Raw genomic sequence first — 20,889 nt, 5'->3', positions numbered from 1 at the left:
CGGAGTCTCCCTCCCGCCTGCCCTCCGAGGAGCACGCATGTCTCGCAGAACCGAAGAAATACCGCAGAACGACCATGACCCGACCGGCACCGCGCAGGGCGAGCCGGACGGCGACAGACCGGACGGCCTCGCGAAACCCGCCGTCGCCACGGCGGAGGGCCCTGTGGCAGCGACCGACGATCCCGGCTCCGACCCGCAGCGCCCGGCCCGTTCCTGGGAGGCCGTACGCCACCTCCTGGTCCGGCTGCACTTCTACGCCGGTGTGCTCGTCGCCCCCTTCCTGCTGGTGGCCGCGCTGACCGGACTGGCCTACACCTTCACGCCCCAGCTCGACCAGCTCCTGTACGGCGACCAGTTGCGGGTCGAGAAGGTCGGGGACGCACCCCGTCCGCTCGCGGAGCAGATAGCCGCCGCGCGGGCGGCGTACCCCGAGGGCACCGTGGCGTCGGTGGTCACCCCGCCGGACCCGGAGGACACCACGCGGGTGGTGCTCGCGGTGCCGGAGCTGGGCGAGAAGCAGCGCACGGTCTTCGTCTACCCGTACACCGCCGAGGTGCGGGGTGAGCTGACGACCTGGTTCGGGTCGACGCCCCTCACCACCTGGCTCGACGACCTCCACCGCAACCTCAACCTCGGCGAGACGGGCCGCCTGTACTCCGAGGTCGCCGCGAGCTGGCTGGGGGTGACCGTCCTGGGCGGCCTCGTCCTGTGGCTCGGGCGCAGCCGGGGACAGCGTGCGAAGTCGGCCCGGGGCGCGCTGCTGCCGGACCGCAAGGCCCGCGGGGTGCGCCGGACGCGCAGCTGGCACGCGGCCACCGGGGTGTGGCTGGCGCTGGCGCTGCTCTTCCTGAGCGCCACCGGTCTCACCTGGTCGAACTACGCGGGTGAGCGGTTCGGGCGGCTGCTGGACGCGGCGAACGGCAACGCCCCGGCCCTCGACACCGCCCTCCCGGGTGCTCAGGCCCCCGTCGAGGACCACTCGGACCACGCCGGCCACGGCGGCGGCGAAGCAACGGCCGACGCCGACCCGGCCGACTTCGACACGGCCCTCACGGCGGCACGGGACGCGGGTCTCGGGGGCACGGTGGTGGTCACGCCCGCGGCGGACGCGGCGAGCGCGTGGACCGTGGCGCAGAACGACAACGTCTGGCCGGTGCACTACGACCGGGTGGCGGTGGACACTTCCAGCGGCGAGATCACCTCGCGCACCTACTGGGCCGACCACCCGGCTCTGTCCAAGCTCAGCAAGCTGGGCGTGCAGGGGCACATGGGCGTGCTGTTCGGGGTCGTCAACCAGATCGTGCTGGCGCTGGTCGCCCTGGGCCTGACGGCCGTGATCGTCTGGGGCTACCGCATGTGGTGGCAGCGGCGCCCCACCCGGGACGACCGCCGGGCGCTCGTCGGCCGGGCCCCGGAGCGCGGGGCGTGGCGACGGCTCCCGCTCCCGGTCCTCGTCCTGGGCATCCCGGCGGTCATCGCCCTGGGCTGGGCGCTGCCCGTCCTGGGGGTGACCCTGGCCGGGTTCCTGGTGGTCGACGTGGTGGTGGGGGCGGTCAGGCGACAGCGGCGTACCGCCTGAGTGTCCGGTACGAGGCGCCCGGCCGGGACCGCCCGGCCGGGCGCCTCACCATGACGTCACTTACGCCCGACGCCCGCGTACATCGCGACGTCCGCCGCCGGCGTCTCCGGCCGCCACGCGGAGCAGGACACCACCCCGGGCTCCAGCAGCTCCAGGCCGTCGAAGTAGCGCGCGACGGCGGCGGGGGTCCGCTGGGTGAGCTTCGGGGTGCCGTGCTCGTTCCAGAACGCCACCGCCTCGTCCACGTCCGGCATGTCGGGGTGGGTGACCGTATGGGACAGGACGAGGTGGCTGCCGGGGGCGAGCGCATCCAGGAGCCGGCGGACGATGGCGTACGACTCCTCGTCGTCCTCGATGAAGATGACGACGCCGAGCAGCATCAGCGCGACCGGCTGCGAGAGGTCGAGCGTCTTCGCCGCGGCGGCCAGGATCGTGTCGATGTCCCGCAGATCGGCGTCCAGATAGTCGGTGCGCCCCTCGGGCGTCCCGACCAGCAGCGCACGGGCGTGCGCCAGGACGAGCGGGTCGTTGTCCACGTACACGACCCGCGCGTCGGGGGCGACGCGCTGGGCGACCTCATGCGTGTTGTCGGCGCTCGGCAGCCCCGTCCCGATGTCCAGGAACTGCCGGATGCCCTCCTGCCCCGCCAGGTGGCGCACCGCCCGTCCCAGAAACAGCCGGTCCGCCTTCGCGTACTCCCCGATGCCGGGGTGCAACGCCCGGATCCGGTCTCCGGCCTCCCGGTCGACGGGGTAGTTGTCCGTACCACCGGTCCAGTAGTTCCATATCCGGGCGGTGTGCGGCCGGGTCGTGTCGATGCGCGATTCGATGTCGGTCACCCCGTCAACTTATCGCAACGTCCGATCAACTCCCCTGCCCCAACACCTCCTTGACGGAGCCACAGCAGGGACGGAGTCACAGCAGGGACGGCGTCACAGCAGACCGAGCGAGCGCAGCGCACGGCGCTGCCCCGGCGTCGGACCCGACGGCCAGTACACGTAGCAGACCCCGCCCGTACCGCTCCTGACCCGGCCGCTCGCGTCGTAGCGCTTGGTGCGCAGCCAGATGTTCTCCCAGTCGCGCCGCGGATAGACGCGCCGTACCGCCTCGTTGCTCGGGGAGGCGGGGTCGTTGGCGATCACGTCACCCCCTGGGGTGAACCCGACCACCGTCATCAGGTGGCCCGCCGTCCCGTAGCCCGCCCCGGGCAGCTCCTCCTGGAGGAAGGACTGCGAGGTGATGACGGGAATTCCGGCATGAACCAGCCGCTCCAGGTCGGTGAGCGAGCCGAGGCGGGTGACGACCGCGTTCAGGTCGCGGTAGGTGGCGGCGTAGGCGGCGTTGAAGGGCCAGTTGCCGCAGCCGCCGTACTGGTAGTCGTACGTGTACCGGGCGGCGTGGCAGACCTGGGGGTCGGGCAGGCCCGGCCGGACCCAGGCCAGGTCCTCGGCGGTGGGCTTACGGCCCCAGTACTCGATGATCATCTGCGAGGAGGTGGGGCTGCACCAGGCCTCGCCGCCGTTGTCGTACTCGGGGTACTGGCCGATGTGGACGTTCTGCGAGTAGCGCGGGACCCGCAGTTCGCGGGCGTGGGCGGGGGTGGTCGCCGGGACCGTGAAGCGGTCGGGGATGTCCGAGGCCATCGCGCCGACGCGCCGGACCGTGGGGGTGAGGCGGGTGCCGGGGGTGCGGTACAGGGTGAGGCGGAGGCGGTACGCGGTGAACCGTACGCCGCTCGCCGCGTCGTCCACGGAGAGCGTGTCTGTCCAGACCGAGCTGTGCGGGTCCCCCTGGTCGTCCACCGAGGTGCGGCGGATGTCGCCGTCGCCCGAGGCCCAGCGGCCCATCACGAACCAGGGGGTCGCCGTGCCGTCGGCATAGGTGGCGCTCAGCTCGATCGCGATCCAGGTGCCCGCGGGCGTACGGGCGTTCCAGGAGGTGATCAGCTCGGTGGCGGGGACGGCGGAGCGGTGGAGCGGCGAGGTCCAGGTGGCGTACTCCCAGGCGGCCGCCCTGCCCGTGTGGGGGTCGGTGTAGTCGGTGCGGCCGGCGGGGGTGGCGATGGCCAGGCCGGGGCGGGTGCCGGCGAGGACGCGGGTGCCGTCGCCGGAGCCCCAGCGCCAGTCGGTGTACGTGTGCCAGAAACGGTTGTCCACGAGGGGTGCGGCTGCCTGGGGTGCGGAGGGCGTCGATGCGGGTGCCGGTGCTGCTGCCGCTGGTCCGGCCGCCGCTGCGGTGCCCGCGGCGGCGGCTGTGGCGAGCGCGGCGGTCAGGACGGTCCTGCGTGAGGTCGGACTGGTCATGGGCGAGACCCCCGGTCATGGGTGGGAGTGGGGCTGCGGATGCCGATCGGTGGGCCAACTATCCCGTCTCCCGGCTCGGTCGGGCCAGTGATTCGGCCTGTGCCGCGCTACCAATATGGGTCTGGACCACTGGCGTGACCTGCGGTGGGCCCGGGGCGGCGGCCTCGGGGCCCGTACCCTGGGGCCATGACCGACCTGGCCCGCCACGCCGACACCCTGCGCTCGCTCCCCGCCTCCTGCGGGCCGGTCCGGCTCGTCGCGGTGGACGGGCACGCGGGGTCAGGGAAGAGCACGTTCGCCGGGCGGCTGGCGGAGACGCTGGGTGGTGCGCCGGTGCTCCATCTGGACGATCTCGCCACCCACGAGGAGCTGTTCGGCTGGGTCGGGCGGCTGCGGGACCAGGTGCTCCTGCCCCTCGCGCGCGGCGAGTCCGCCCGGTACGCGCCGTACGACTGGACCGAGCGGCGCTTCGGCCCGGCGCGCAGCCTGGAGCCGGCCCCGGTGGTGCTGGTCGAGGGCGTCGGGGCGGGGCGCCGGGAGGTGCGGCCGTGGCTGGCGGCGCTGTGCTGGATGGAGCTGGAGCGGGAGGCGTCCTGGGGGCGCGGGAGGGCGCGGGACGGCGCGGGGCTCACGGAGTTCTGGGACGGGTGGACCGCCGCCGAGGAGGCGCACTTCGCCGACGACCCTTCACGCCCGTACGCCGATGTGCTGGTACGTCAGTCGCCCGAGGGGTACGCATGGCAGGAGGGGCCCGGCTCGACAGCGGGAGCGAACCGTTTCGTCACCGACGGTAGGCAGCGGACTCCCCCGTACTGAGCAGTCGGAAATCAGTCCGGAAGTGCCCCAACTCGGCTTGACCGAGGGGCCGTACTGGTCTTACGTTCTCATTGTGCGGCTTTTCGGAGCCCCCGCAGACGCGAAGCCCCCGGTTGTTCCCCCGTGATCGGGGGCTTCGTTCTGTGCGCGCACCGCCGCCCGGCGACCACGCAGAGCGATCCGCTCACGTTCGGTCACCGCCCGTCTGGTCCCCCGCTGACCGGCCTTCTCCCCCGTGCGCAGGTACGATGCCCCTCGGTGCGGTCAATTCCCTTCCTCCGCGCAGTGATTCGGCACGCTCAGGTGGGCATGCTGTGCGGGCGGGACATCCTGGGGGAACGGTTGGCGTGGGGGACCTGATGGACATCGGCACACCGGGCGCACAAGCCCCCGCCGACCTCGCCTGGCTGCGTGGCATGGACGCCTACACGATGGGCGCCTACCCGCAGGCGGAGGAGGAGTTCAGAGCTGCGGTACGGATCGATCCCGGCATGGCGGACGGCTGGCTCGGCCTCCACGCGCTGCGCATCGACACCGCCACCGCGCTCTTACGTATGTACCGGCACCGCGACCGCTTCGGCGAGCAGCGGGCCCGGCACCGCCGCCCGCTCAACTCCTGGTACTGGCTGGGCTGGTGGGTGCAGCCGTTGCTGGAGAGCCCGCGCGATCTGCTGCTCGCCCACGCGTCGCACTGGCTGGACGGACGCCATGTGCCGGAGCTGGACCGGGCGTTGGCGGGGCTGCCGCCGGTGGACGCGGACGCGCAGGTGCGGTTCCTGCACGCCTGCCGCTCGTATCTGGTCAAGGACTGGGAACAGTTGGTCCGTTACACCGAGCAGCTCGTCGACGACCCGATGCTCGGCATAGAGGCCGGCCTCTTCGGGGGCATGGCCCGGGTCCGGCTGGAGATGTACGGGCAGGCCGAACCGCTCCTCGCCGCCGCCCTGATGCGGTGTCGCAGCGAGCAGCCCCAGCGCAAGGAGCTGCGTTACTGGCTGGCGCGGGCCCACGAGGGCACCGGGCGCAGCGCGGCGGCGCTACCGCTGTACCGGGCGGTGCACCGGGTCGACCCGGCGTTCATGGACACCTCGGCCCGCCTGGCGGCGATCTCTGAAGGCGACGGGTACGACGAGTCCGCCGACCTGGCCGCCGTGATGCTGACCGGCTTCGGAGCGGGAGGAGCGGAAGGCGCGGGTGCCGAGACGCTTCCGGACGGCGACGCGAACCTGGGGACGGATCTGGTGGACGGCCGCGAGCCGTGGGCGATGGGCGAGGCCGGGCTGCTCGGCGACGGGGACGGGGGCGGGGACGGCCCGGCGCCCTCCTCGGCCGGTCCCGTCGAGGGCGTACGCCGGACGAAGACGCGGAAGCCGCCGCCGTTCCCGGCCGGGCCGAGCGATCCCGTCCTGCTGGCCGAGGCGCTTGCCCAACTGGAGCGCATGGTCGGCCTGGAGCCGGTGAAGCGGCAGGTCAAGGCGCTCTCCGCACAGCTGAACATGGCCCGGCTGCGGGCCGAGCAGGGGCTCCCGGTGCAGCCGCCGAAGCGCCACTTCATCTTCTCGGGCCCCTCCGGCACCGGCAAGACGACGGTCGCCCGCATCCTGGGCCGGGTCTTCTACGCGCTGGGGCTGCTCGGCGGCGACCATCTGATCGAGGCCCAACGGTCCGATCTGGTCGGCGAGTTCCTGGGTCAGACGGCGGTGAAGGCCAACGAGCTGATCGACTCGGCGCTCGGCGGGGTGCTCTTCGTCGACGAGGCGTACAGCCTGGCCAACTCCGGTTACAGCAAGGGCGATGCGTACGGCGACGAGGCCCTCCAGGTCCTCCTGAAGCGGGCCGAGGACAACCGGGACCACCTCGTCGTCATCCTCGCGGGCTACCCGGAGGGCATGGACCGCCTCCTCGCGACCAACCCCGGGCTCTCCTCCCGCTTCACCAGCCGGGTGGACTTCCCCAGCTACCGCCCGCTCGAACTCACCGCGATCGGCAGCGTGCTGGCCGCCGAGAACGACGACGTGTGGGACGAGGAGGCGGTCGACGAGCTGCGCTCCATCAGCGGCCATGTGGTGGACCAGGGCTGGATCGACGAGCTGGGCAACGGCCGCTTCCTGCGCACGCTGTACGAGAAGAGCTGCGCCTACCGCGATCTGCGGCTCTCCGGCTACCCGGGGACGCTGAGCCGGGAGGACCTGTCCACGCTCCGGCTGCCGGACCTGATGCAGGCGTACGGCGAGGTGCTGTCCGGGCGCGGACCGGTGGGGCGGGGGAAGCAGGAGCCGGGCGGGGTGTGAGCCCTGTACGGGTTCGGGCCGGCCCGAGACTTCCGGGCCGGCCCGAACCCGTACCCCTCAAGAAACCAGCGCCCGGTCCTCCGGCCCCGCGGCGTCCACCGTGCGCAGGGGCACCGGCACCACCCGGTGGGCCGGATCGCGGACCTCGCCCACCAGCGTCTCCAGGACGTCCTCCATCGCCACCAGGCCGAGAATGCGGCCCGAGCCGTCCGCGACCTGGGCCAGGTGCGTCGCGGCGCGGCGCATCACCGTCAGGGCGTCGTCGAGCGGGAGTTCGGCCCGTACGGTCGTCATCGGGCGCCAGAGCTGCTGCGGGACCGCCCGGTCGGCGTCCTCCAGGTCCAGGACGTCCTTGACGTGCAGGTAGCCCATGAACGGGCCTTGCCCGCCCTCCGCGCAGACGGGGAAGCGGGAGAATCCGGTCCGCACCGTCAGCTCCTCGACCCGGCGCGGGGTCACCGACGGGTCGACGGTCACCAGGCCGCCCCGCTCCAGCAGGACGTCGGTGACCGGGCGGCTGCCCAGGACCAGGGCGTCCTCCAGGCGTTCCTGGGCGTCCGGGCCGAGCAGCCCGGCCTGGCCGGAGTCCTCGACCAGGCGGTTGAGCTGCTCGCTGGTGAAGACGGCCTCCACCTCGTCCTTCGGTTCGACGCCGAAGAGCCGCAGCACCAGACCGGCGCAGGCGCCCAGTGCGGTGGTGACCGGACGGCACAGCCGGGCGAAGGCGACGAGGCCGGGGCTGAGCCAGAGGGCGGTGCGCTCCGGGGCGGCCATCGCGAGGTTCTTCGGGACCATCTCGCCGATGACCAGGTGCAGGGCGACGACGAGGGCGAGCGCCAGCGCGAAGCCCAGCGGGTGGATGAGCCCTTCGGGGATGTGGAGCAGGTGGAAGACCGGCTCCAGGAGGCGGGCCACGGTCGGTTCGGCGACGGCCCCGAGGGTGAGCGAGCAGACGGTGATGCCGAACTGGGCGGCGGCCATCATCCGCGGCAGGTTCTCCAGCCCGTACAGGACGGTCCGGGCCCGGCTCGATCCCTGGGCGGCCAGCGGTTCGATCTGGCTGCGGCGGACGGAGACGAGGGCGAACTCGGCGCCGACGAAGAAGCCGTTCGCCAGCACGAGGAAGGCGGCGAAGAGGAGTTGGAGCAGGCTCATCGCACGGCCTCCAGCAGGGCGGGTACGGATGCGTCCGGCGCGCCGTGTGCCGATGCCTTCAGCGGGGCTCGTACGGGCTCCTGCGGCTGCGGGCCGGGGACCCGGGTGAAGCGGACCCGCTCCGCGCGGTTGTGGCCGACCTGGCGGACGGTGATCCGCCAGCCGGGGAGTTCGGCCTGGTCGCCGGGGGCGGGGATGCGGCCCAGCAGGTCGGCGACGAGCCCGGCGACGGTCTCGTACGGCCCCTCCGGCAGCTCCAGGCCCGCCCGGCTCAGGGTGTGGACCCGGCAGCTGCCCTCGGCGTCCCAGGCCGGGCGGCCGTCCTCGCCGATGGCCGGGGTGAGTTCGGGGCGGTCGGAGCCCACCGCGTCGTGCTCGTCGCGGACCTCGCCGACGAGCTCCTCGATGATGTCCTCCAGGGTGACGACCCCGGCGGTGCCGCCGTACTCGTCGACCACGACGGCTATCGGCTGCTCGTGGCGCAGCCGCCGCAGCAGCCGCTCCACGGGCAGGGTCCCGGGGACCAGGAGCGGGGCGACGGCGATCCGGCCGGCCGGGGTGCGCAGCCGCTCGTGGGCGGGGACGGCGAGGGCGTCCTTGAGGTGGACCATGCCGACGACCTCGTCGATCCGGTCCCGGTAGACCGGGAAGCGGGAGAGGCCGGTGGCGCGGGTGAGGTTGAGGACGTCCTCGGCGGTCGCGGAGGAGTGCAGGGCGCTGACCTTCACCCGGGGGGTCATGACGTGCTGGGCGGTGAGCCCGGCCAGCGACAGGGTCCGTACGAAGAGGTCGGCGGTGTCCTGTTCCAGGGTGCCGGCCTCGGCGGAGTGGCGGGCCAGGGAGACCAGTTCGCCCGGGGTGCGGGCGGAGGCCAGCTCGTCGGTCGGCTCGACGCCGAAGAGCCGCACCAGCCGGTTGGCCAGCGTGTTCAGCGCGGTGATGACGGGGCGCAGCAGGGTGGCGAAGCGGGCCTGCGGTCCGGCGACGAAGCGGGCGACCTGGAGCGGCCGGGAGACCGCCCAGTTCTTGGGGACGAGTTCGCCGACGACCATCTGGACGGCGGAGGCGAGCAGCATCCCGATGACGACACCGACGCCGGGGACCGCGCCCGCGGGCAGTCCGGTGGCGGTGAGGGGTCCGGCGAGCAGCTGGGCGAGGGCCGGTTCGGCGAGCATGCCGACGACCAGGGAGGTGATGGTGATGCCGAGCTGGGTGCCGGAGAGCTGGAAGGAGAGTTCGCGCAGGGCGTCGACGACGGTACGGGCCCGCCGGTCACCCTCGGCGGCCGCGCGTTCGGCGTCGGGCCGGTCCACGGTGACGAGCCCGAATTCGGCTGCCACGAAGAATCCGTTGGCGAGGATGAGGAGGAAGGCCGCCGCGAGGAGCAGCAGAGGGGTGGTCATGAGGCCGCCGCCTCCGGGGAAGGGGCGGCGCAGGTACTACCGGACGATCCGTCCATTGCTGGAGGGAGTCACTCCTTGGGTCGCAGGAAGGCCCCGCGGGCCCCCGCTGATGGGGGGCCGGTGGTACGGGCGGGGCGGGGCGCACGGGGCGCCGCCGCCCACCAGAGTAGACAACCCGGCGCCGCGCGGCGCGGGTGCTCCGCCGGTCAGGGGGTGTCGTCGCCTGCGGTCGACCGGGACTCGGTGAGGGCGCGCAGGGCGCGGGCGTCACGGATGGCCTGCTCCTTGGCGATACCGGGCTGGATGCCGAGGGCGGGCATGCTGGTGCCGTCGCTGAGGTCGAGGAAGACCCAGGGGTCGCCGGACCGCAGGTTGACGCGGAGGATCTCCTCCCAGGCCAGCCTGCGGGTCCGGGTGATGTTGACGACGGTGACCCCGGTGTCGTCGGCGGTGACCCGGGGCCTGCTGAGCAGGGTCAGGACGCCGAGGAAGAGCGCGGCGACGAAGATGAAGGTGATCCGCTCCCCCGGGTTGAGCCGCTCCAGCATCAGGGCGATGACCGTGATGACGAGGAACATCGCCAGGCCCACGCTCAGCAGGACCACCCGGGTGAGGGTGGGCCGGAAGGTGACCGGGAGGGCGGGAACGTCGGGCCGGGGCGCGGACATCGGGTCTTCTCTCGGGGGTGCGGTGGCCGGGCGCTCAGCGGCGGCAGGCCTGGTTGGCCGTGGTGCTCAGAGGCGGCAGGCGTGGATGGCCGTGGTGAGGATGGCGCGGGCGCCGAGCTCGTACAGGTCGTCCATGATCCGCTGCGCCTCCTTGGCGGCGACCATGGAGCGGACGGCGACCCAGCCCTCGTGGTGCAGCGGGGAGATGGTCGGCGACTCCAGGCCCGGGGTGAGGGCGACGGCGCGCTCCAGGTGCTCCACGCGGCAGTCGTAGTCCATCATCACGTAGGACCGGGCGACCAGGACGCCCTGGAGGCGGCGCAGGAACTGCTGGACCTTGGGGTCGTCGGTCGGGGCGCCGTTGCGGCGGATGACGACGGCCTCGGAGGTCATGATCGGGTCGCCGATCACTTCGAGTCCGGCGTTGCGCATGCTGGTGCCGGTCTCGACGACGTCCGCGATGATCTGGGCGACGCCCAGCTCGATGGCGGTCTCGACCGCGCCGTCGAGGTGGACGATCGACGCCTTGACGCCGGACTCCTTGAGGTGGGCGGCGACGATGCCCTCGTACGAGGTGGCGATCGTCATGCCGTCGAAGTCCTGCGGGCCCGTGGCGGTGCCGGGCTTGGTGGCGTAGCGGAAGGTCGAGCGGGCGAAGCCGAGCTGGAGGATCTCCTCGGCGTCGGCGGCCGAGTCCAGCAGCAGGTCGCGGCCGGTGATGCCGATGTCGAGCCTGCCGGAGCTGACGTAGATCGCGATGTCCCGGGGGCGGAGGTAGAAGAACTCGACCTCGTTCTCCGGGTCGACCAGGACGAGCTCCTTGGACTCCTTGCGCTGCTGGTAGCCCGCCTCATGGAGCATCGCCATCGCAGAGCCGGAGAGTGCACCCTTGTTGGGGACGGCGATGCGCAGCATGAGGTCAGGTTCCTTTGTGCGGAGGGAGAACGGGGGGAAGTGCGGTGCTCGGGCCGGGCTCAGAGATGGGCGTAGACGTCGTCGAGGGAGATGCCACGGGCGACCATCATCACCTGGACGTGGTAGAGCAGCTGCGAGATCTCCTCGGCAGCGGCCTCCTTGCCCTCGTACTCGGCGGCCATCCAGACCTCGGCGGCCTCCTCGACGACCTTCTTGCCGATGGCATGCACGCCCTTGTCCACCAGTTCGGCGGTGCGCGAGGTGGAGGGGTCGCCTTCGGCGGCCTTGAGCTGGAGCTCGGCGAAGAGCTCTTCGAAGGTTTTGTTCGCCATGATGGTCCTCAGAATACGGGGTCGCCGGGGCGTACTCAGCGCCAGGGTTCGCTGACGGTCCGCAGCGTGGCCGCGGTGGCCACGGCGGCGGTGACCGCTTCGTGCCCCTTGTCCTCGTTGGACCCCTCGATGCCCGCCCGGTCGAGCGCCTGCTCCTCGGTGTCGCACGTCAGTACGCCGAAGCCGACGGGGACACCGGTGTCGACGGTGACCTGGGTGAGGCCCATGGTCACGCCCTGGGAGACGTACTCGAAGTGCGGGGTGCCGCCCCGGATGATCACGCCGAGGGCGACGATCGCGTCGTAGCCACGGCCGGCGAGCACCTTGGCGACGACGGGCAGCTCGAAGGAGCCGGGGACGCGGAGCAGCGTCGGCTCGTCGATGCCCAGCTCGTGCAGGGCACGCAGGGCGCCGTCGACGAGGCCGTCCATGACTTTCTCGTGCCACTGGGCCGCGATGACGGCCACCCGGAGGTCGGCGCAGTTGCGTACGGACAGTTCGGGTGCACCCTTGCCGCTCATGGTTCTCCTGAAGCTCGTTGCGTAGTAGTGGTCGGTCGGTCGTTACTGGTTGGCGCAGGGCGACGCGGGGGCGCCGTCGAGCCAGGGCAGGTCGTGGCCCATGCGGTCGCGCTTGGTGCGCAGGTACCGCAGATTGTGCTCGCCGGCCTGGACGGGCATCGGTTCCCGGCCGGTGACGGCGAGCCCGTGGTGCAGGACGGCCGCGGTCTTGTCGGGGTTGTTGGTCATCAGCCGCAGGCTGCGTACGCCGAGGTCCTTGAGGATCTGCGCGCCGGCCGCGTAGTCGCGGGCGTCGGCGGGCAGGCCGAGCTCCAGGTTGGCGTCGAGGGTGTCCACGCCGCGCTCCTGGAGTTCGTACGCGCGCAGCTTGGAGAGCAGGCCGATGCCGCGCCCTTCGTGACCCCGGAGATAGACGACGACACCCCGGCCCTCCTCGGTGATCCGCTGCATGGAGGCGTGCAGCTGGGGGCCGCAGTCGCAGCGGGCGGACTGGAAGATGTCGCCGGTCAGGCACTCGGAGTGGATGCGGACGAGGATGTCCTCGCCGCCGTTCTCCGAGACGTCGCCGTGGACGAGGGCGACGTGCTCGACGCCGTCGACGGTGGAGCGGTAGCCGTACGCGGTGAAGTCGCCGAACGCGGTGGGCAGCCGGGTGGCGGCCTCGCGGCGGACGGTCGGCTCGGCGCTGCGGCGGTAGGCGATCAGGTCCTCGATGGAGATGATCGTCAGGCCGTGCTTGCGGGCGAAGGGGATCAGTTCGGGCAGGCGCAGCATGGTGCCGTCCTCCCCCGCGATCTCCACGATCGCTCCGGCGGGACGGAGTCCGGCGAGCTTGGCGAGGTCGACGGCGGCCTCGGTGTGGCCGTTGCGGACGAGGACGCCGCCGGAGCGGGCGCGCAGCGGGAAGATGTGGCCGGGGCGGACCAGTTCGCCGGGTCCGGCGACCCCGCCCGCGAGCATCCGCAGGGTGGTGGCGCGGTCGGCGGCGGAGATGCCGGTGGTGACACCGTGGGCGGCCGAGGCGTCGACGGAGACGGTGAAGGCGGTCTGCATCGACTCGGTGTTGTCGGCGACCATCTGCGGGAGTTCGAGCCGCTCCAGCTCGTCGCTCTCCATGGGTGCGCAGATCAGGCCGCGGCACTCGCTCATCATGAAGGCGACGATCTCCGGGGTCGCCATCTCGGCGGCGATGACGAGGTCGCCCTCGTTCTCGCGGTCCTCGTCGTCCACGACGACGACGGGCCGGCCGGCGGCGATGTCACGGATGGCCTGCTCGACGGGGTCCAGGGAGAGGTCCTCGGCGAGCGGGTCGTGGCCGGGGTGCAGCCAGGTGGGCTGAGCAGTCATGCCGTGGCTCCTTCCAGAGCGGGTGTCCGCGTACGCAGCCACCAGTCGCGCATGCCCCACAGGACGAGGGCGCCGTAGATGATGTAGACGAAGCCGGAGAAGGCGAAGCCGTTGGCGAAGTTCAGGGGGACGCCGACGAGGTCGACCAGGAGCCAGGCGAACCAGAACTCGACCATGCCCTTGGCCTGGGCGTACATCGCGACGACCGTGCCGACGAAGATGTACGCGTCCGGCCAGGGGTCCCAGGAGAGCGACGGGAACAGGGTGAACAGGCCGCCGACGGCGAGGGTGCCGAGGGCGGTGGCGCCGATCAGCACACCGCGCTCGCGCCAGGTGGCGAAGCGGACGGCGAGGGAGCCGTCCTGGGCCTGCTGCTTGCCGCGCTTCCAGGCCTGCCAGCCCCACAGGGCGACGACGATGACGACCAGCTGCTTGCCCGCGCTGCCGGAAAGGTGCGCGGAGGCGAACGCGGTGAAGAGGATGGCGCCGGCGAGGAGCTGGGCGGGCCAGGTCCAGATGGAGCGCCGCCAGCCGAGGGCCAGGGCGGCCAGGCCGATCAGGTTGCCGATCATGTCGGCCCACTTGATGTGCTGGCCGAAGACGGTGAAGGCCTCGGAGTTGAGCCAGGAGACGGCGTTCATCGCGGGTCCTGTCCGGTGGCCTGGTCGCTTCCCGGCAGCGGGCCCTGCCCGGCGGCCAGGTCGCTCAGCGGGTCCTGTGCGGAGCCGGACCGGTCGCCGAGCAGCCGCTCCACGTACTTGGCGATCACGTCCACCTCCAGGTTGACCGGATCGCCGGGCTGCTTGTGGCCGAGCGTGGTCAGGGCGAGGGTGGTGGGGATGAGGCTGATGGTGAAGTAGTCGGCCGCCGCCTCGACGACGGTGAGGCTGACGCCGTCGACGGTGATGGAGCCCTTCTCGACGACGTACCGGGTCAGCTCGGGCGGCAGGGAGACCTTGACGATCTCCCAGTGCTCGGAGGGGGTGCGCTCGACGATGGTGCCGGTGCCGTCCACGTGGCCCTGGACGATGTGCCCGCCGAGCCGGCCGCCGAGCGCCATCGGGCGCTCCAGGTTGACGCGGGAGCCGGTGGTGAGGGCGCCGAGGCTGGAGCGCTTGAGGGTTTCGGCCATCACGTCGGCGGTGAACTCGCCCTCGCCGGTCTCCACGACGGTGAGGCAGACGCCGTTCACCGCGATGGAGTCGCCGTGCTTCGCGCCGTCGGTGACGACGGGGCCGCGCAGCCGGAAGCGGGAGGCGTCGGCCAGGGGCTCGACGGCGGTGACCTCACCCAGTTCTTCGACAATTCCGGTGAACACTCAGTTTCCCTTCCGAGCAGGGGCGGGGGCGGCGGTGATGCGCAGATCGGGGCCGATGCGGACCGTCTCGGTCACATCGAGGCGCAACGCGCGGGAGATGGTGGTGATTCCGGCGTCGCCGAGGGCCGCGGGGCCCGCGCCGAGGAGGACCGGGGCGAGATAGCCGACGACCTTGTCGACCTTTCCCGCAGCGACGAAGGCACCGGCGAGCGTGGGGCCGCCTTCTAGGAGTACGGAGAGGACGCCGCGCTCGTGGAGAGCGGCGAGGAGGGCGTCGAGGTCCAGGCCAGGGCCGGTGGCGGCGCGGGGCAGCCGCAGGACGGCCTCCTCGGGGAGGTGGCCGGCGGGTGCGTCGGCGGCGACCGCGATCAGGGTGGGCGCGGTGGCGTCCAGGACCCGGGCACCGGGCTTCACGGCCGTGGCGTTCGTGTCGACGACGACGCGCAGGGGCTGGGTGGCGCCGTCGATGCCGCGTACGCCCAGCTGGGGGTCGTCGGCGCGGACGGTGCCCGAGCCCACGATGACCGCGTCGGCCTCGGCGCGGAGCCGGTGGACGTCGGCGCGGGCCTCGGGCGAGGTGATCCAGCGGCTGGTGGTGTCGGCGGCGGCGATCCGGCCGTCGAGGGTGGCGGCGTACTTCCACAGGACGTACGGGCGGCCCAGGCGCACCGAGGTGAGCCAGGCGGCGTTGCCCGCCTCGGCCTGGTCGGCGAGGAGGCCCTGCTCGACCTGGACCCCGGCCGCGCGCAGGGTGTCGGCACCACCGGTGGCCTGCGGGTTCGGGTCGCCGACCGCGTACACGACCCGGCTGATCCCGGCGTCCAGGAGGGCCTGGGCGCAGGGGCCGGTGCGGCCGGTGTGGTTACAGGGTTCGAGGGTGACGTAGGCGGTGCCGCCCCGGGCCCGCTCGCCGGCCGCGCGCAGGGCGTGGACCTCGGCGTGGGGTCCTCCGGCGCGCTGGTGGAAGCCTTCACCGGCCACGGCTCCGGAGGCGTCGGTGATCACACATCCGACGACCGGATTGGGGCTGGTGGAGCCGAGACCGCGGGCTGCGAGCGTGACGGCTCGGCCCATGGCGGTGATGTCGGCTGCGGTGGCCACCGGGTCCTCCTGCCTCTTCGGGCACGGACTCCGGGGCCTGTCGATGACGACAGATGAAGCGGCTCACCAGGGGAAACGCCGAAAAACCCGAGAAGGGACGCAAGGATCCAGACCATCCCGGCCATGCGTCCGCCTACGGCGGCGTACCGATGAAGAACCGCCGCGCACTGCCTCCCATCCGGACTTTAACCGTCGGTCCAGGAATCTCACCTGGTCAACCGGCCGCTGGCTGCGGACGGGTCGCGGACTATAACCGCCGGTTCGGAATTGCACCGACCCCGGAGTGCGCTGCTACTGGTACGGAACCAGTCTGCCACGGACGCTCCTCGGCCATGCGGGTGAGCGCTGTGGGCTGGGTCACAGGATACCTGGCGCAAACCCGCCCAGAGGAAACCCGACAAGTGGGCGACAACGTAGTCATTCAGAAAGTTGAGCGGTAAAGGTCCAGACCTATTGACGCACTGGTCTAGTCCTCTTAATCTCTGCGTCACCTCCGAGGTTCGGTCCCACGGTGTGCGCACACCGGGACCCCGACACGACCCACCCCTTTGCCAGTTGTGTTCTGCCGACCTCCCCAGGAGGAACGTCCACATGCTGTCCCCCACCCGAGCGAGAGCCACGCTCCTCGCCGCCGGCGCCGCCGTCGCCGGCCTGCTGATGACCTCCCTCGCCGCCACCCCGTCGGCCGCCGCCACCGACCACGAGTCCTGTCGTCCCGACGGGCTGTACAAGACCCCCGGTGTCGACACCCCGTACTGCACCGTCTACGACGGTGAGGGACGCGAGAAGATGGGCGCCGACCACAAGCGCCGCGTCATCGGCTACTTCACCAACTGGCGTACCGGCAAGGACGGCAAGGACGCCTACCTGGTCCCCAACATCCCCTGGGACAAGGTCACGCACCTCAACTACGCCTTCGCGCACGTCGACAGCTCCAACAAGCTCTCGGTCGGCCCCGACGGCGCCGACAACGCCTCCACCGGAATGACCTGGCCCGGTGTGGCGGGCGCCGAGATGGACCCGACGCTCCCGTACAAGGGTCACTTCAACCTGCTGACCAAGTACAAGAAGCAGCACCCCGACGTGAAGACCCTGGTCTCCGTGGGCGGCTGGGCCGAGACCGGCGGCTACTTCGGCCCGGACGGCAAGCGCGTCAACTCCGGCGGCTTCTACTCGATGGCGACCAACGCCGACGGCTCGGTCAACCAGACCGGCATCAACACCTTCGCCGACTCGGCCGTCACCTTCATCAAGAAGTACGGCTTCAACGGCGTCGACATCGACTACGAGTACGCGACGTCCATGAAGGACGCGGGCAACCCCATGGACCACACGCTGGCCAACGGCCGCCGCGCGGGCCTGGTGAAGGGCTACGACGCCCTCATGAAGACCCTGCGCGAGAAGCTGGACCGCGCGGGCGCCGCCGACGGCAAGCACTACCTGCTGACCGTCGCCGCCCCCTCCTCCGGCTACCTGCTGCGGGGCATGGAGACGTACCAGATGCAGAAGTACCTGGACTACGTCAACATCATGTCCTACGACCTGCACGGCGCCTGGAACGAGTACGTCGGCCCGAACGCCCAGCTGTTCGACGACGGCAAGGACAACGAGCTGGCGCAGGCCGGTGTGTACACCACCTCGCAGTACGGCGGGGTCGGCTACCTCAACACCGACTGGGCCTACCACTACTTCCGCGGCTCCATGCCGGCCGGCCGGATCAACATCGGCCTGCCGTACTACACCCGCGGCTTCAAGAACGTCCAGGGCGGCACCGACGGCCTCTGGGGCAAGGCGGCCACCACCACCTGCCCGGCGGGCGCGGGTCTGACCAAGTGCGGTGACGGCGCGGTCGGCATCGACAACCTGTGGCACGACAAGGACGACAACGGCAAGGAATCGCCGGCCGGTTCCAACCCGATGTGGCACGCGAAGAACCTGGAGAAGGGCATCGCCGGCGACTACCTCGCCAGCTACGGCTTCCCCGCGAACACCCAGCTGACCGGCACCTACGTCCGCAAGTACGACTCCACGCTGGTCGCCCCCTGGCTGTGGAACGCCCAGAAGAAGGTCTTCCTCTCGACGGAGGACGAGCAGTCGGTGAAGCGTAAGGCCGACTACGTGGTCGACAAGGGCATCGGCGGCACGATGATCTGGGAGCTGGCGGGCGACTACCAGTGGAACGCGGCGAAGGGCCAGTACGAGACCGGCAACACGCTGACCACCGCGATGTACGACGCCTTCAAGTCGGCGGCCCCGTACGGCGCGAAGCGCTCCACGGTCACCCTGCCCACCGAGGCCGTCGACATCGACGTCTCCTTCAACCAGTTCGCGCTCGGTGACTCCAACTACCCGATCAGCCCGAAGCTGAAGATCACCAACCGGACCCAGGCCACGCTGCCCGGCGGTACGGAGTTCCAGTTCGACTACTCCACCTCCGCCCCGGCCAACGCCAAGGACCAGTCCGGCTTCGGTACGTCGATCATCCGCAGCGACCACACGGCCGCCAACAACATCGGCGGGCTCAAGGGCCCCTACAACCGGGTCTCCCTGAAGCTCCCGGCCTGGCAGACGGTGGCCCCCGGCGCCTCGGTGGAGCTGGACTTCGTCTACTACCTCCCGACCTCCACCCCGTCCAACTGGACCGTGACCTTCGGCGGGAAGTCCTACTCCCTCGCCGGTGACCTGGCCCGCGGTACGACCCTGGTGGAGCCCGGCACCGGCACGAACCCGACTCCGACCCCGACCCCGACGCCGACCCCGACCGGCCCCACTCCGACGCCGACCCCGACCCAGCCGGGCGGCGCCTGCACGGCCCCGGCGTGGAACGCGGCCACCGAGTACGGCGGCGGCTCCACCGTCAGCCAGGACGGCCGCCAGTGGAAGGCCTCGTGGTGGACGAAGGGCGAGAAGCCCGGCACCACCGGCGAGTGGGGCGTCTGGAAGGACCAGGGCGCCTGCTAGCTCCTGTACGGGAGTGAGCGCATCGCCCCTGCTCGTACGGGGGTGAGCTCATCGCCCCCGTGACCTCTCCCCGCACCCCACGTGAAGCCCCGGCGCCCACCGCCGGGGCTTCACACGTTCCCGCCGCGACCGGATCCCGCCTCTGGCAGGGTGGCCCCATGACGACGATTCTGGTCACCGGCGCCACCGGAACACTCGGCCGCCAGGTCGCCGAGCGGCTGCGCACCGAGGGGGCCGACGTCCGTGGTCTGAGCCGCCGCTCCCCCTCGTACGCCGTCGATCTGCGGGACGGCAGAGGGCTCGACGCGGCGGTCGACGGGGTGGACACGATCGTGCACTGCGCCAGCTCCCCGCGCGGCGGCGACGACCGGGCGGCGGGCTTCCTCATCGAGGCCGCGCAGCGGGCCGGGGTGCCCCATCTGGTCTACATCTCGATCGTGGGCGTGGACCGGGTGCCGCTGCGCTACTACGCGGCCAAGCGGCGGGTCGAGCGGATGATCGAGGACTCCGGGGTGGGCGCGACCATCCAGCGGACCACGCAGTTCCACGACCTGGTCCTGTCCGTCGTCTCCGGCGCGGCCAAGCTCCCCGTGCTGCCGGTGCCGGCCGGGGTGTCGGTCCAGCCCGTCGACAGCGGCGAGGTCGCCGACCGCCTGGCCGCCCTCGCGCTCGGCGCTCCGGCGGGCCGGGTGCCGGACCTGGGCGGGCCCGAGGTCCGGGAGTTCAGCGCCCTGGCCGGGGCCTACCTCCGGGCGACGGGACGCAAGCGGCGGGTGGTGCCGGTGCGGCTGGCGGGGAAGGCGTACGCGGGGTTCCGGAGCGGCGGCCATCTGAGCCCGGAGCACGCGGTGGGGACGGTGACGTTCGAGGAGTTCCTGGCCCGGCGCCACCGGCGGGCGGGCTGAGGGCGGGAGGCTGAACCGGGGGGCTCAGCCGTACGGTTCCTCAGCCGCCGGGCGCGAACAGCGCGTCCTGCGCCGCGTCCCGGGCGGTGAGCAGCGCCCCGCGCAGCACGGCCCCGTCCCCCAGGGAACCGGCCCGGACCTCGGTGCGCAGCGGTGACATCAGGGCGAGCCGCTCCTCGACCCGGGCGGCGAGCGCGGGCCCGCCGGCCTCGCCGACCGCGCCCGCCAGCAGGACGCAGCCGGGGTCCAGGACCGAGACGACGGCCGCGGCCCCGAGGGCGAGGCGGTCGGCCAGTTCGTCCAGGAACGGCTGCCCCCGCCCGCCCGCCGCCAGCGCGGTGCGTACGGCGGCCACGGCGGCGGCCTCCGAGGCCACTCCGCCGGGGAGCTCGATGCCGTGCCGGGCGGCGAGTTCGCAGACGGCCGCCGAACCGGCCAGCGAGAAGAAGCCGCCTTCGCAGTCGACGGCCGAAGGCAGTCCGGCCACTCCGGGCACCGGCAGGAAGCCGATCTCCCCGGCGCCCCCGGAGGCACCCTGCCGCAGCTTGCCGTCCAGCATGACGGCGGCTCCGATGCCCTGGCCGAGCCAGATCAGGACGAAGGTCTCGCGGTCGAGGGCGGCCCCGGCGCGGTGTTCGGCGACGGCGGCGAGGTTGGTCTCGTTCTCGACGAGCACGGTCGCCGGCAGCCGCTGCTGGAGCACCCGGACCAGGCCCCGGTGCCAGGCGGGCAGACCGGTGCTGTCGCGCAGTTCGCCGGTGGCCGGGTCGATCAGGCCGGGGGCCCCGATGCCGACGCTGTGCAGCGGCACGGACCCGGCCTCGCGGGCCGTACGCTCCAGGAGGGCGACGGCCTGGTCGACGGCGGGCCCGGTCCCGGTGCCGTCGGCGATGGGCAGGGTGGCCTCCGCGAGCGTGGCGCCCAGGAGGTCGGCGACCACCACGGAGACGCTGCCGGTGCGCACGTCGAGTGCGGCGAGGTGGGCCCGGTCGGCGACGATCCCGTACAGCTTGGCGTTGGGGCCCCGGCGGACGGCGCCGGACTCGCCGACGACATGGATCAGCCCGGCTCCCTGGAGCCGTTCGACCAGGTCGGCGACGGTGGGGCGGGAGAGTCCGGTCAGGGTCTTGAGCTGGGTGGCCGTCAACGGGCCGTGCTGCTGGAGCAGTTGCAGGGCGAGCCGGTCGTTGATGGCCCGAGCCGTGCTCGGTGATGCGGGCATACCGGGATCCTTCCAGACCGCTGCGGAGCCTCTTTCCCGGGTCGGTGTCGGG

General features: G+C 72.2%; 18 protein-coding genes and 1 riboswitch. Of the genes, 5 read left to right on the top strand and 13 right to left on the bottom strand.

Going from position 1 to position 20,889, the window contains the following annotated elements; genetic code table 11:
- The first annotated feature begins 37 nt into the window (after nt 1–37).
- Complete coding sequence (locus IF17_RS0130960) at nt 38–1,579, top strand: PepSY-associated TM helix domain-containing protein (protein ID WP_030573096.1); 1,542 nt, start codon at nt 38–40, stop codon at nt 1,577–1,579.
- A gap of 56 nt (nt 1,580–1,635) precedes the next feature.
- Here IF17_RS0130960 and IF17_RS0130955 read toward each other — a convergent pair whose 3' ends face one another.
- Nucleotides 1,636–2,418, bottom strand: coding sequence for an SAM-dependent methyltransferase (locus IF17_RS0130955; RefSeq protein WP_030573094.1), 783 nt, complete (start codon nt 2,416–2,418; stop codon nt 1,636–1,638).
- Nucleotides 2,419–2,511: 93 nt separating this feature from the next.
- Nucleotides 2,512–3,882 carry a peptidase C39 family protein gene (locus IF17_RS0130950; RefSeq protein WP_030573092.1) on the bottom strand — a complete coding sequence of 457 codons (1,371 nt, stop codon included), beginning with the start codon at nt 3,880–3,882 and terminating at the stop codon, nt 2,512–2,514.
- A 186-nt stretch (nt 3,883–4,068) separates the two neighbouring features.
- Between IF17_RS0130950 and IF17_RS0130945 the strand changes: the two genes are divergently transcribed.
- Nucleotides 4,069–4,698, top strand: coding sequence for a uridine kinase family protein (locus IF17_RS0130945; protein WP_030573090.1), 630 nt, complete (start codon nt 4,069–4,071; stop codon nt 4,696–4,698).
- Nucleotides 4,699–5,057: 359 nt separating this feature from the next.
- A complete protein-coding gene (locus IF17_RS0130940; RefSeq protein WP_030573087.1) occupies nt 5,058–6,989 on the top strand; it encodes an AAA family ATPase in 1,932 nt (643 codons plus the stop codon).
- Between the two features lie 57 nt (nt 6,990–7,046).
- Here IF17_RS0130940 and IF17_RS0130935 read toward each other — a convergent pair whose 3' ends face one another.
- From IF17_RS0130935 to ribD, 10 genes are all read right to left on the bottom strand, one after another.
- The gene (locus tag IF17_RS0130935; protein ID WP_030573083.1) at nt 7,047–8,144 is read right to left on the bottom strand and encodes a hemolysin family protein; all 1,098 of its coding nucleotides are present in this window, start codon (nt 8,142–8,144) and stop codon (nt 7,047–7,049) included.
- The gene (locus IF17_RS0130930) at nt 8,141–9,547 is read right to left on the bottom strand and encodes a hemolysin family protein (protein WP_030573081.1); all 1,407 of its coding nucleotides are present in this window, start codon (nt 9,545–9,547) and stop codon (nt 8,141–8,143) included. Before IF17_RS0130930 ends, IF17_RS0130935 begins: the two co-directional genes overlap by 4 nt.
- 206 nt (nt 9,548–9,753) lie before the next feature.
- Nucleotides 9,754–10,215: a PH domain-containing protein gene (locus IF17_RS0130925; protein ID WP_030573078.1), complete on the bottom strand. Its 462-nt coding sequence runs from the start codon at nt 10,213–10,215 to the stop codon at nt 9,754–9,756.
- 66 nt (nt 10,216–10,281) lie between these two features.
- Nucleotides 10,282–11,130, bottom strand: coding sequence for an ATP phosphoribosyltransferase (hisG, locus tag IF17_RS0130920; RefSeq protein WP_018512496.1), 849 nt, complete (start codon nt 11,128–11,130; stop codon nt 10,282–10,284).
- 59 nt (nt 11,131–11,189) lie between these two features.
- Nucleotides 11,190–11,462, bottom strand: a complete 273-nt coding sequence (locus tag IF17_RS0130915; RefSeq protein ID WP_018490177.1) for a phosphoribosyl-ATP diphosphatase — start codon at nt 11,460–11,462, stop codon at nt 11,190–11,192.
- Nucleotides 11,463–11,497: 35 nt separating this feature from the next.
- Nucleotides 11,498–11,983 (bottom strand): 6,7-dimethyl-8-ribityllumazine synthase, encoded by a 486-nt coding sequence (ribH, locus tag IF17_RS0130910; RefSeq protein WP_015607322.1) that lies wholly within the window; start codon nt 11,981–11,983, stop codon nt 11,498–11,500.
- 42 nt (nt 11,984–12,025) lie between these two features.
- Nucleotides 12,026–13,330, bottom strand: coding sequence for a bifunctional 3,4-dihydroxy-2-butanone-4-phosphate synthase/GTP cyclohydrolase II (locus IF17_RS0130905; protein WP_030573075.1), 1,305 nt, complete (start codon nt 13,328–13,330; stop codon nt 12,026–12,028).
- Nucleotides 13,327–13,971, bottom strand: a complete 645-nt coding sequence (locus IF17_RS0130900) for a nicotinamide mononucleotide transporter family protein (RefSeq protein ID WP_030573073.1) — start codon at nt 13,969–13,971, stop codon at nt 13,327–13,329. The genes IF17_RS0130905 and IF17_RS0130900 overlap by 4 nt, the downstream gene beginning before the upstream one ends.
- Nucleotides 13,968–14,648, bottom strand: coding sequence for a riboflavin synthase (locus IF17_RS0130895; RefSeq protein WP_030573069.1), 681 nt, complete (start codon nt 14,646–14,648; stop codon nt 13,968–13,970). The genes IF17_RS0130900 and IF17_RS0130895 overlap by 4 nt, the downstream gene beginning before the upstream one ends.
- Nucleotides 14,649–15,749 (bottom strand): bifunctional diaminohydroxyphosphoribosylaminopyrimidine deaminase/5-amino-6-(5-phosphoribosylamino)uracil reductase RibD, encoded by a 1,101-nt coding sequence (gene ribD, locus IF17_RS0130890; protein ID WP_030573067.1) that lies wholly within the window; start codon nt 15,747–15,749, stop codon nt 14,649–14,651.
- 160 nt (nt 15,750–15,909) lie between these two features.
- A riboswitch (FMN riboswitch) is annotated at nt 15,910–16,040 on the bottom strand.
- A 300-nt stretch (nt 16,041–16,340) separates the two neighbouring features.
- On the opposite strand from ribD, the gene IF17_RS0130885 reads away from it, so the two are divergent.
- The gene (locus IF17_RS0130885; protein ID WP_030573064.1) at nt 16,341–18,710 is read left to right on the top strand and encodes a chitinase C-terminal domain-containing protein; all 2,370 of its coding nucleotides are present in this window, start codon (nt 16,341–16,343) and stop codon (nt 18,708–18,710) included.
- Between the two features lie 158 nt (nt 18,711–18,868).
- Nucleotides 18,869–19,615: an SDR family oxidoreductase gene (locus IF17_RS0130880; RefSeq protein ID WP_030573061.1), complete on the top strand. Its 747-nt coding sequence runs from the start codon at nt 18,869–18,871 to the stop codon at nt 19,613–19,615.
- A gap of 40 nt (nt 19,616–19,655) precedes the next feature.
- Here the strand turns inward: IF17_RS0130880 and IF17_RS0130875 are convergent, their stop codons facing one another.
- On the bottom strand, nt 19,656–20,837 hold the full coding sequence (locus IF17_RS0130875) for an ROK family transcriptional regulator (protein WP_030573059.1): 1,182 nt from the start codon (nt 20,835–20,837) through the stop codon (nt 19,656–19,658).
- Nucleotides 20,838–20,889: the final 52 nt, after the last annotated feature.

It is taken from the genome of Streptomyces cyaneofuscatus, assembly GCF_000718135.1.
Lineage (GTDB): Bacteria > Actinomycetota > Actinomycetes > Streptomycetales > Streptomycetaceae > Streptomyces > Streptomyces cyaneofuscatus.
This window is presented reverse-complemented; position numbering and strand designations above follow the sequence as displayed.

Excerpts from the sequence above, each read along its gene's own strand:
- IF17_RS0130960 (WP_030573096.1), top strand. The coding sequence starts at position 38 with ATGTCTCGCAGAACCGAAGAAATACCGCAGAACGACCATGACCCGACC.
- IF17_RS0130950 (WP_030573092.1), bottom strand. The coding sequence starts at position 3,882 with ATGACCAGTCCGACCTCACGCAGGACCGTCCTGACCGCCGCGCTCGCC.
- IF17_RS0130945 (WP_030573090.1), top strand. The coding sequence starts at position 4,069 with ATGACCGACCTGGCCCGCCACGCCGACACCCTGCGCTCGCTCCCCGCC.
- IF17_RS0130940 (WP_030573087.1), top strand. The coding sequence starts at position 5,058 with ATGGACATCGGCACACCGGGCGCACAAGCCCCCGCCGACCTCGCCTGG.
- IF17_RS0130935 (WP_030573083.1), bottom strand. The coding sequence starts at position 8,144 with ATGAGCCTGCTCCAACTCCTCTTCGCCGCCTTCCTCGTGCTGGCGAAC.
- IF17_RS0130930 (WP_030573081.1), bottom strand. The coding sequence starts at position 9,547 with ATGACCACCCCTCTGCTGCTCCTCGCGGCGGCCTTCCTCCTCATCCTC.
- IF17_RS0130925 (WP_030573078.1), bottom strand. The coding sequence starts at position 10,215 with ATGTCCGCGCCCCGGCCCGACGTTCCCGCCCTCCCGGTCACCTTCCGG.
- hisG (WP_018512496.1), bottom strand. The coding sequence starts at position 11,130 with ATGCTGCGCATCGCCGTCCCCAACAAGGGTGCACTCTCCGGCTCTGCG.
- IF17_RS0130915 (WP_018490177.1), bottom strand. The coding sequence starts at position 11,462 with ATGGCGAACAAAACCTTCGAAGAGCTCTTCGCCGAGCTCCAGCTCAAG.
- ribH (WP_015607322.1), bottom strand. The coding sequence starts at position 11,983 with ATGAGCGGCAAGGGTGCACCCGAACTGTCCGTACGCAACTGCGCCGAC.
- IF17_RS0130905 (WP_030573075.1), bottom strand. The coding sequence starts at position 13,330 with ATGACTGCTCAGCCCACCTGGCTGCACCCCGGCCACGACCCGCTCGCC.
- IF17_RS0130900 (WP_030573073.1), bottom strand. The coding sequence starts at position 13,971 with ATGAACGCCGTCTCCTGGCTCAACTCCGAGGCCTTCACCGTCTTCGGC.
- IF17_RS0130885 (WP_030573064.1), top strand. The coding sequence starts at position 16,341 with ATGCTGTCCCCCACCCGAGCGAGAGCCACGCTCCTCGCCGCCGGCGCC.
- IF17_RS0130880 (WP_030573061.1), top strand. The coding sequence starts at position 18,869 with ATGACGACGATTCTGGTCACCGGCGCCACCGGAACACTCGGCCGCCAG.
- IF17_RS0130875 (WP_030573059.1), bottom strand. The coding sequence starts at position 20,837 with ATGCCCGCATCACCGAGCACGGCTCGGGCCATCAACGACCGGCTCGCC.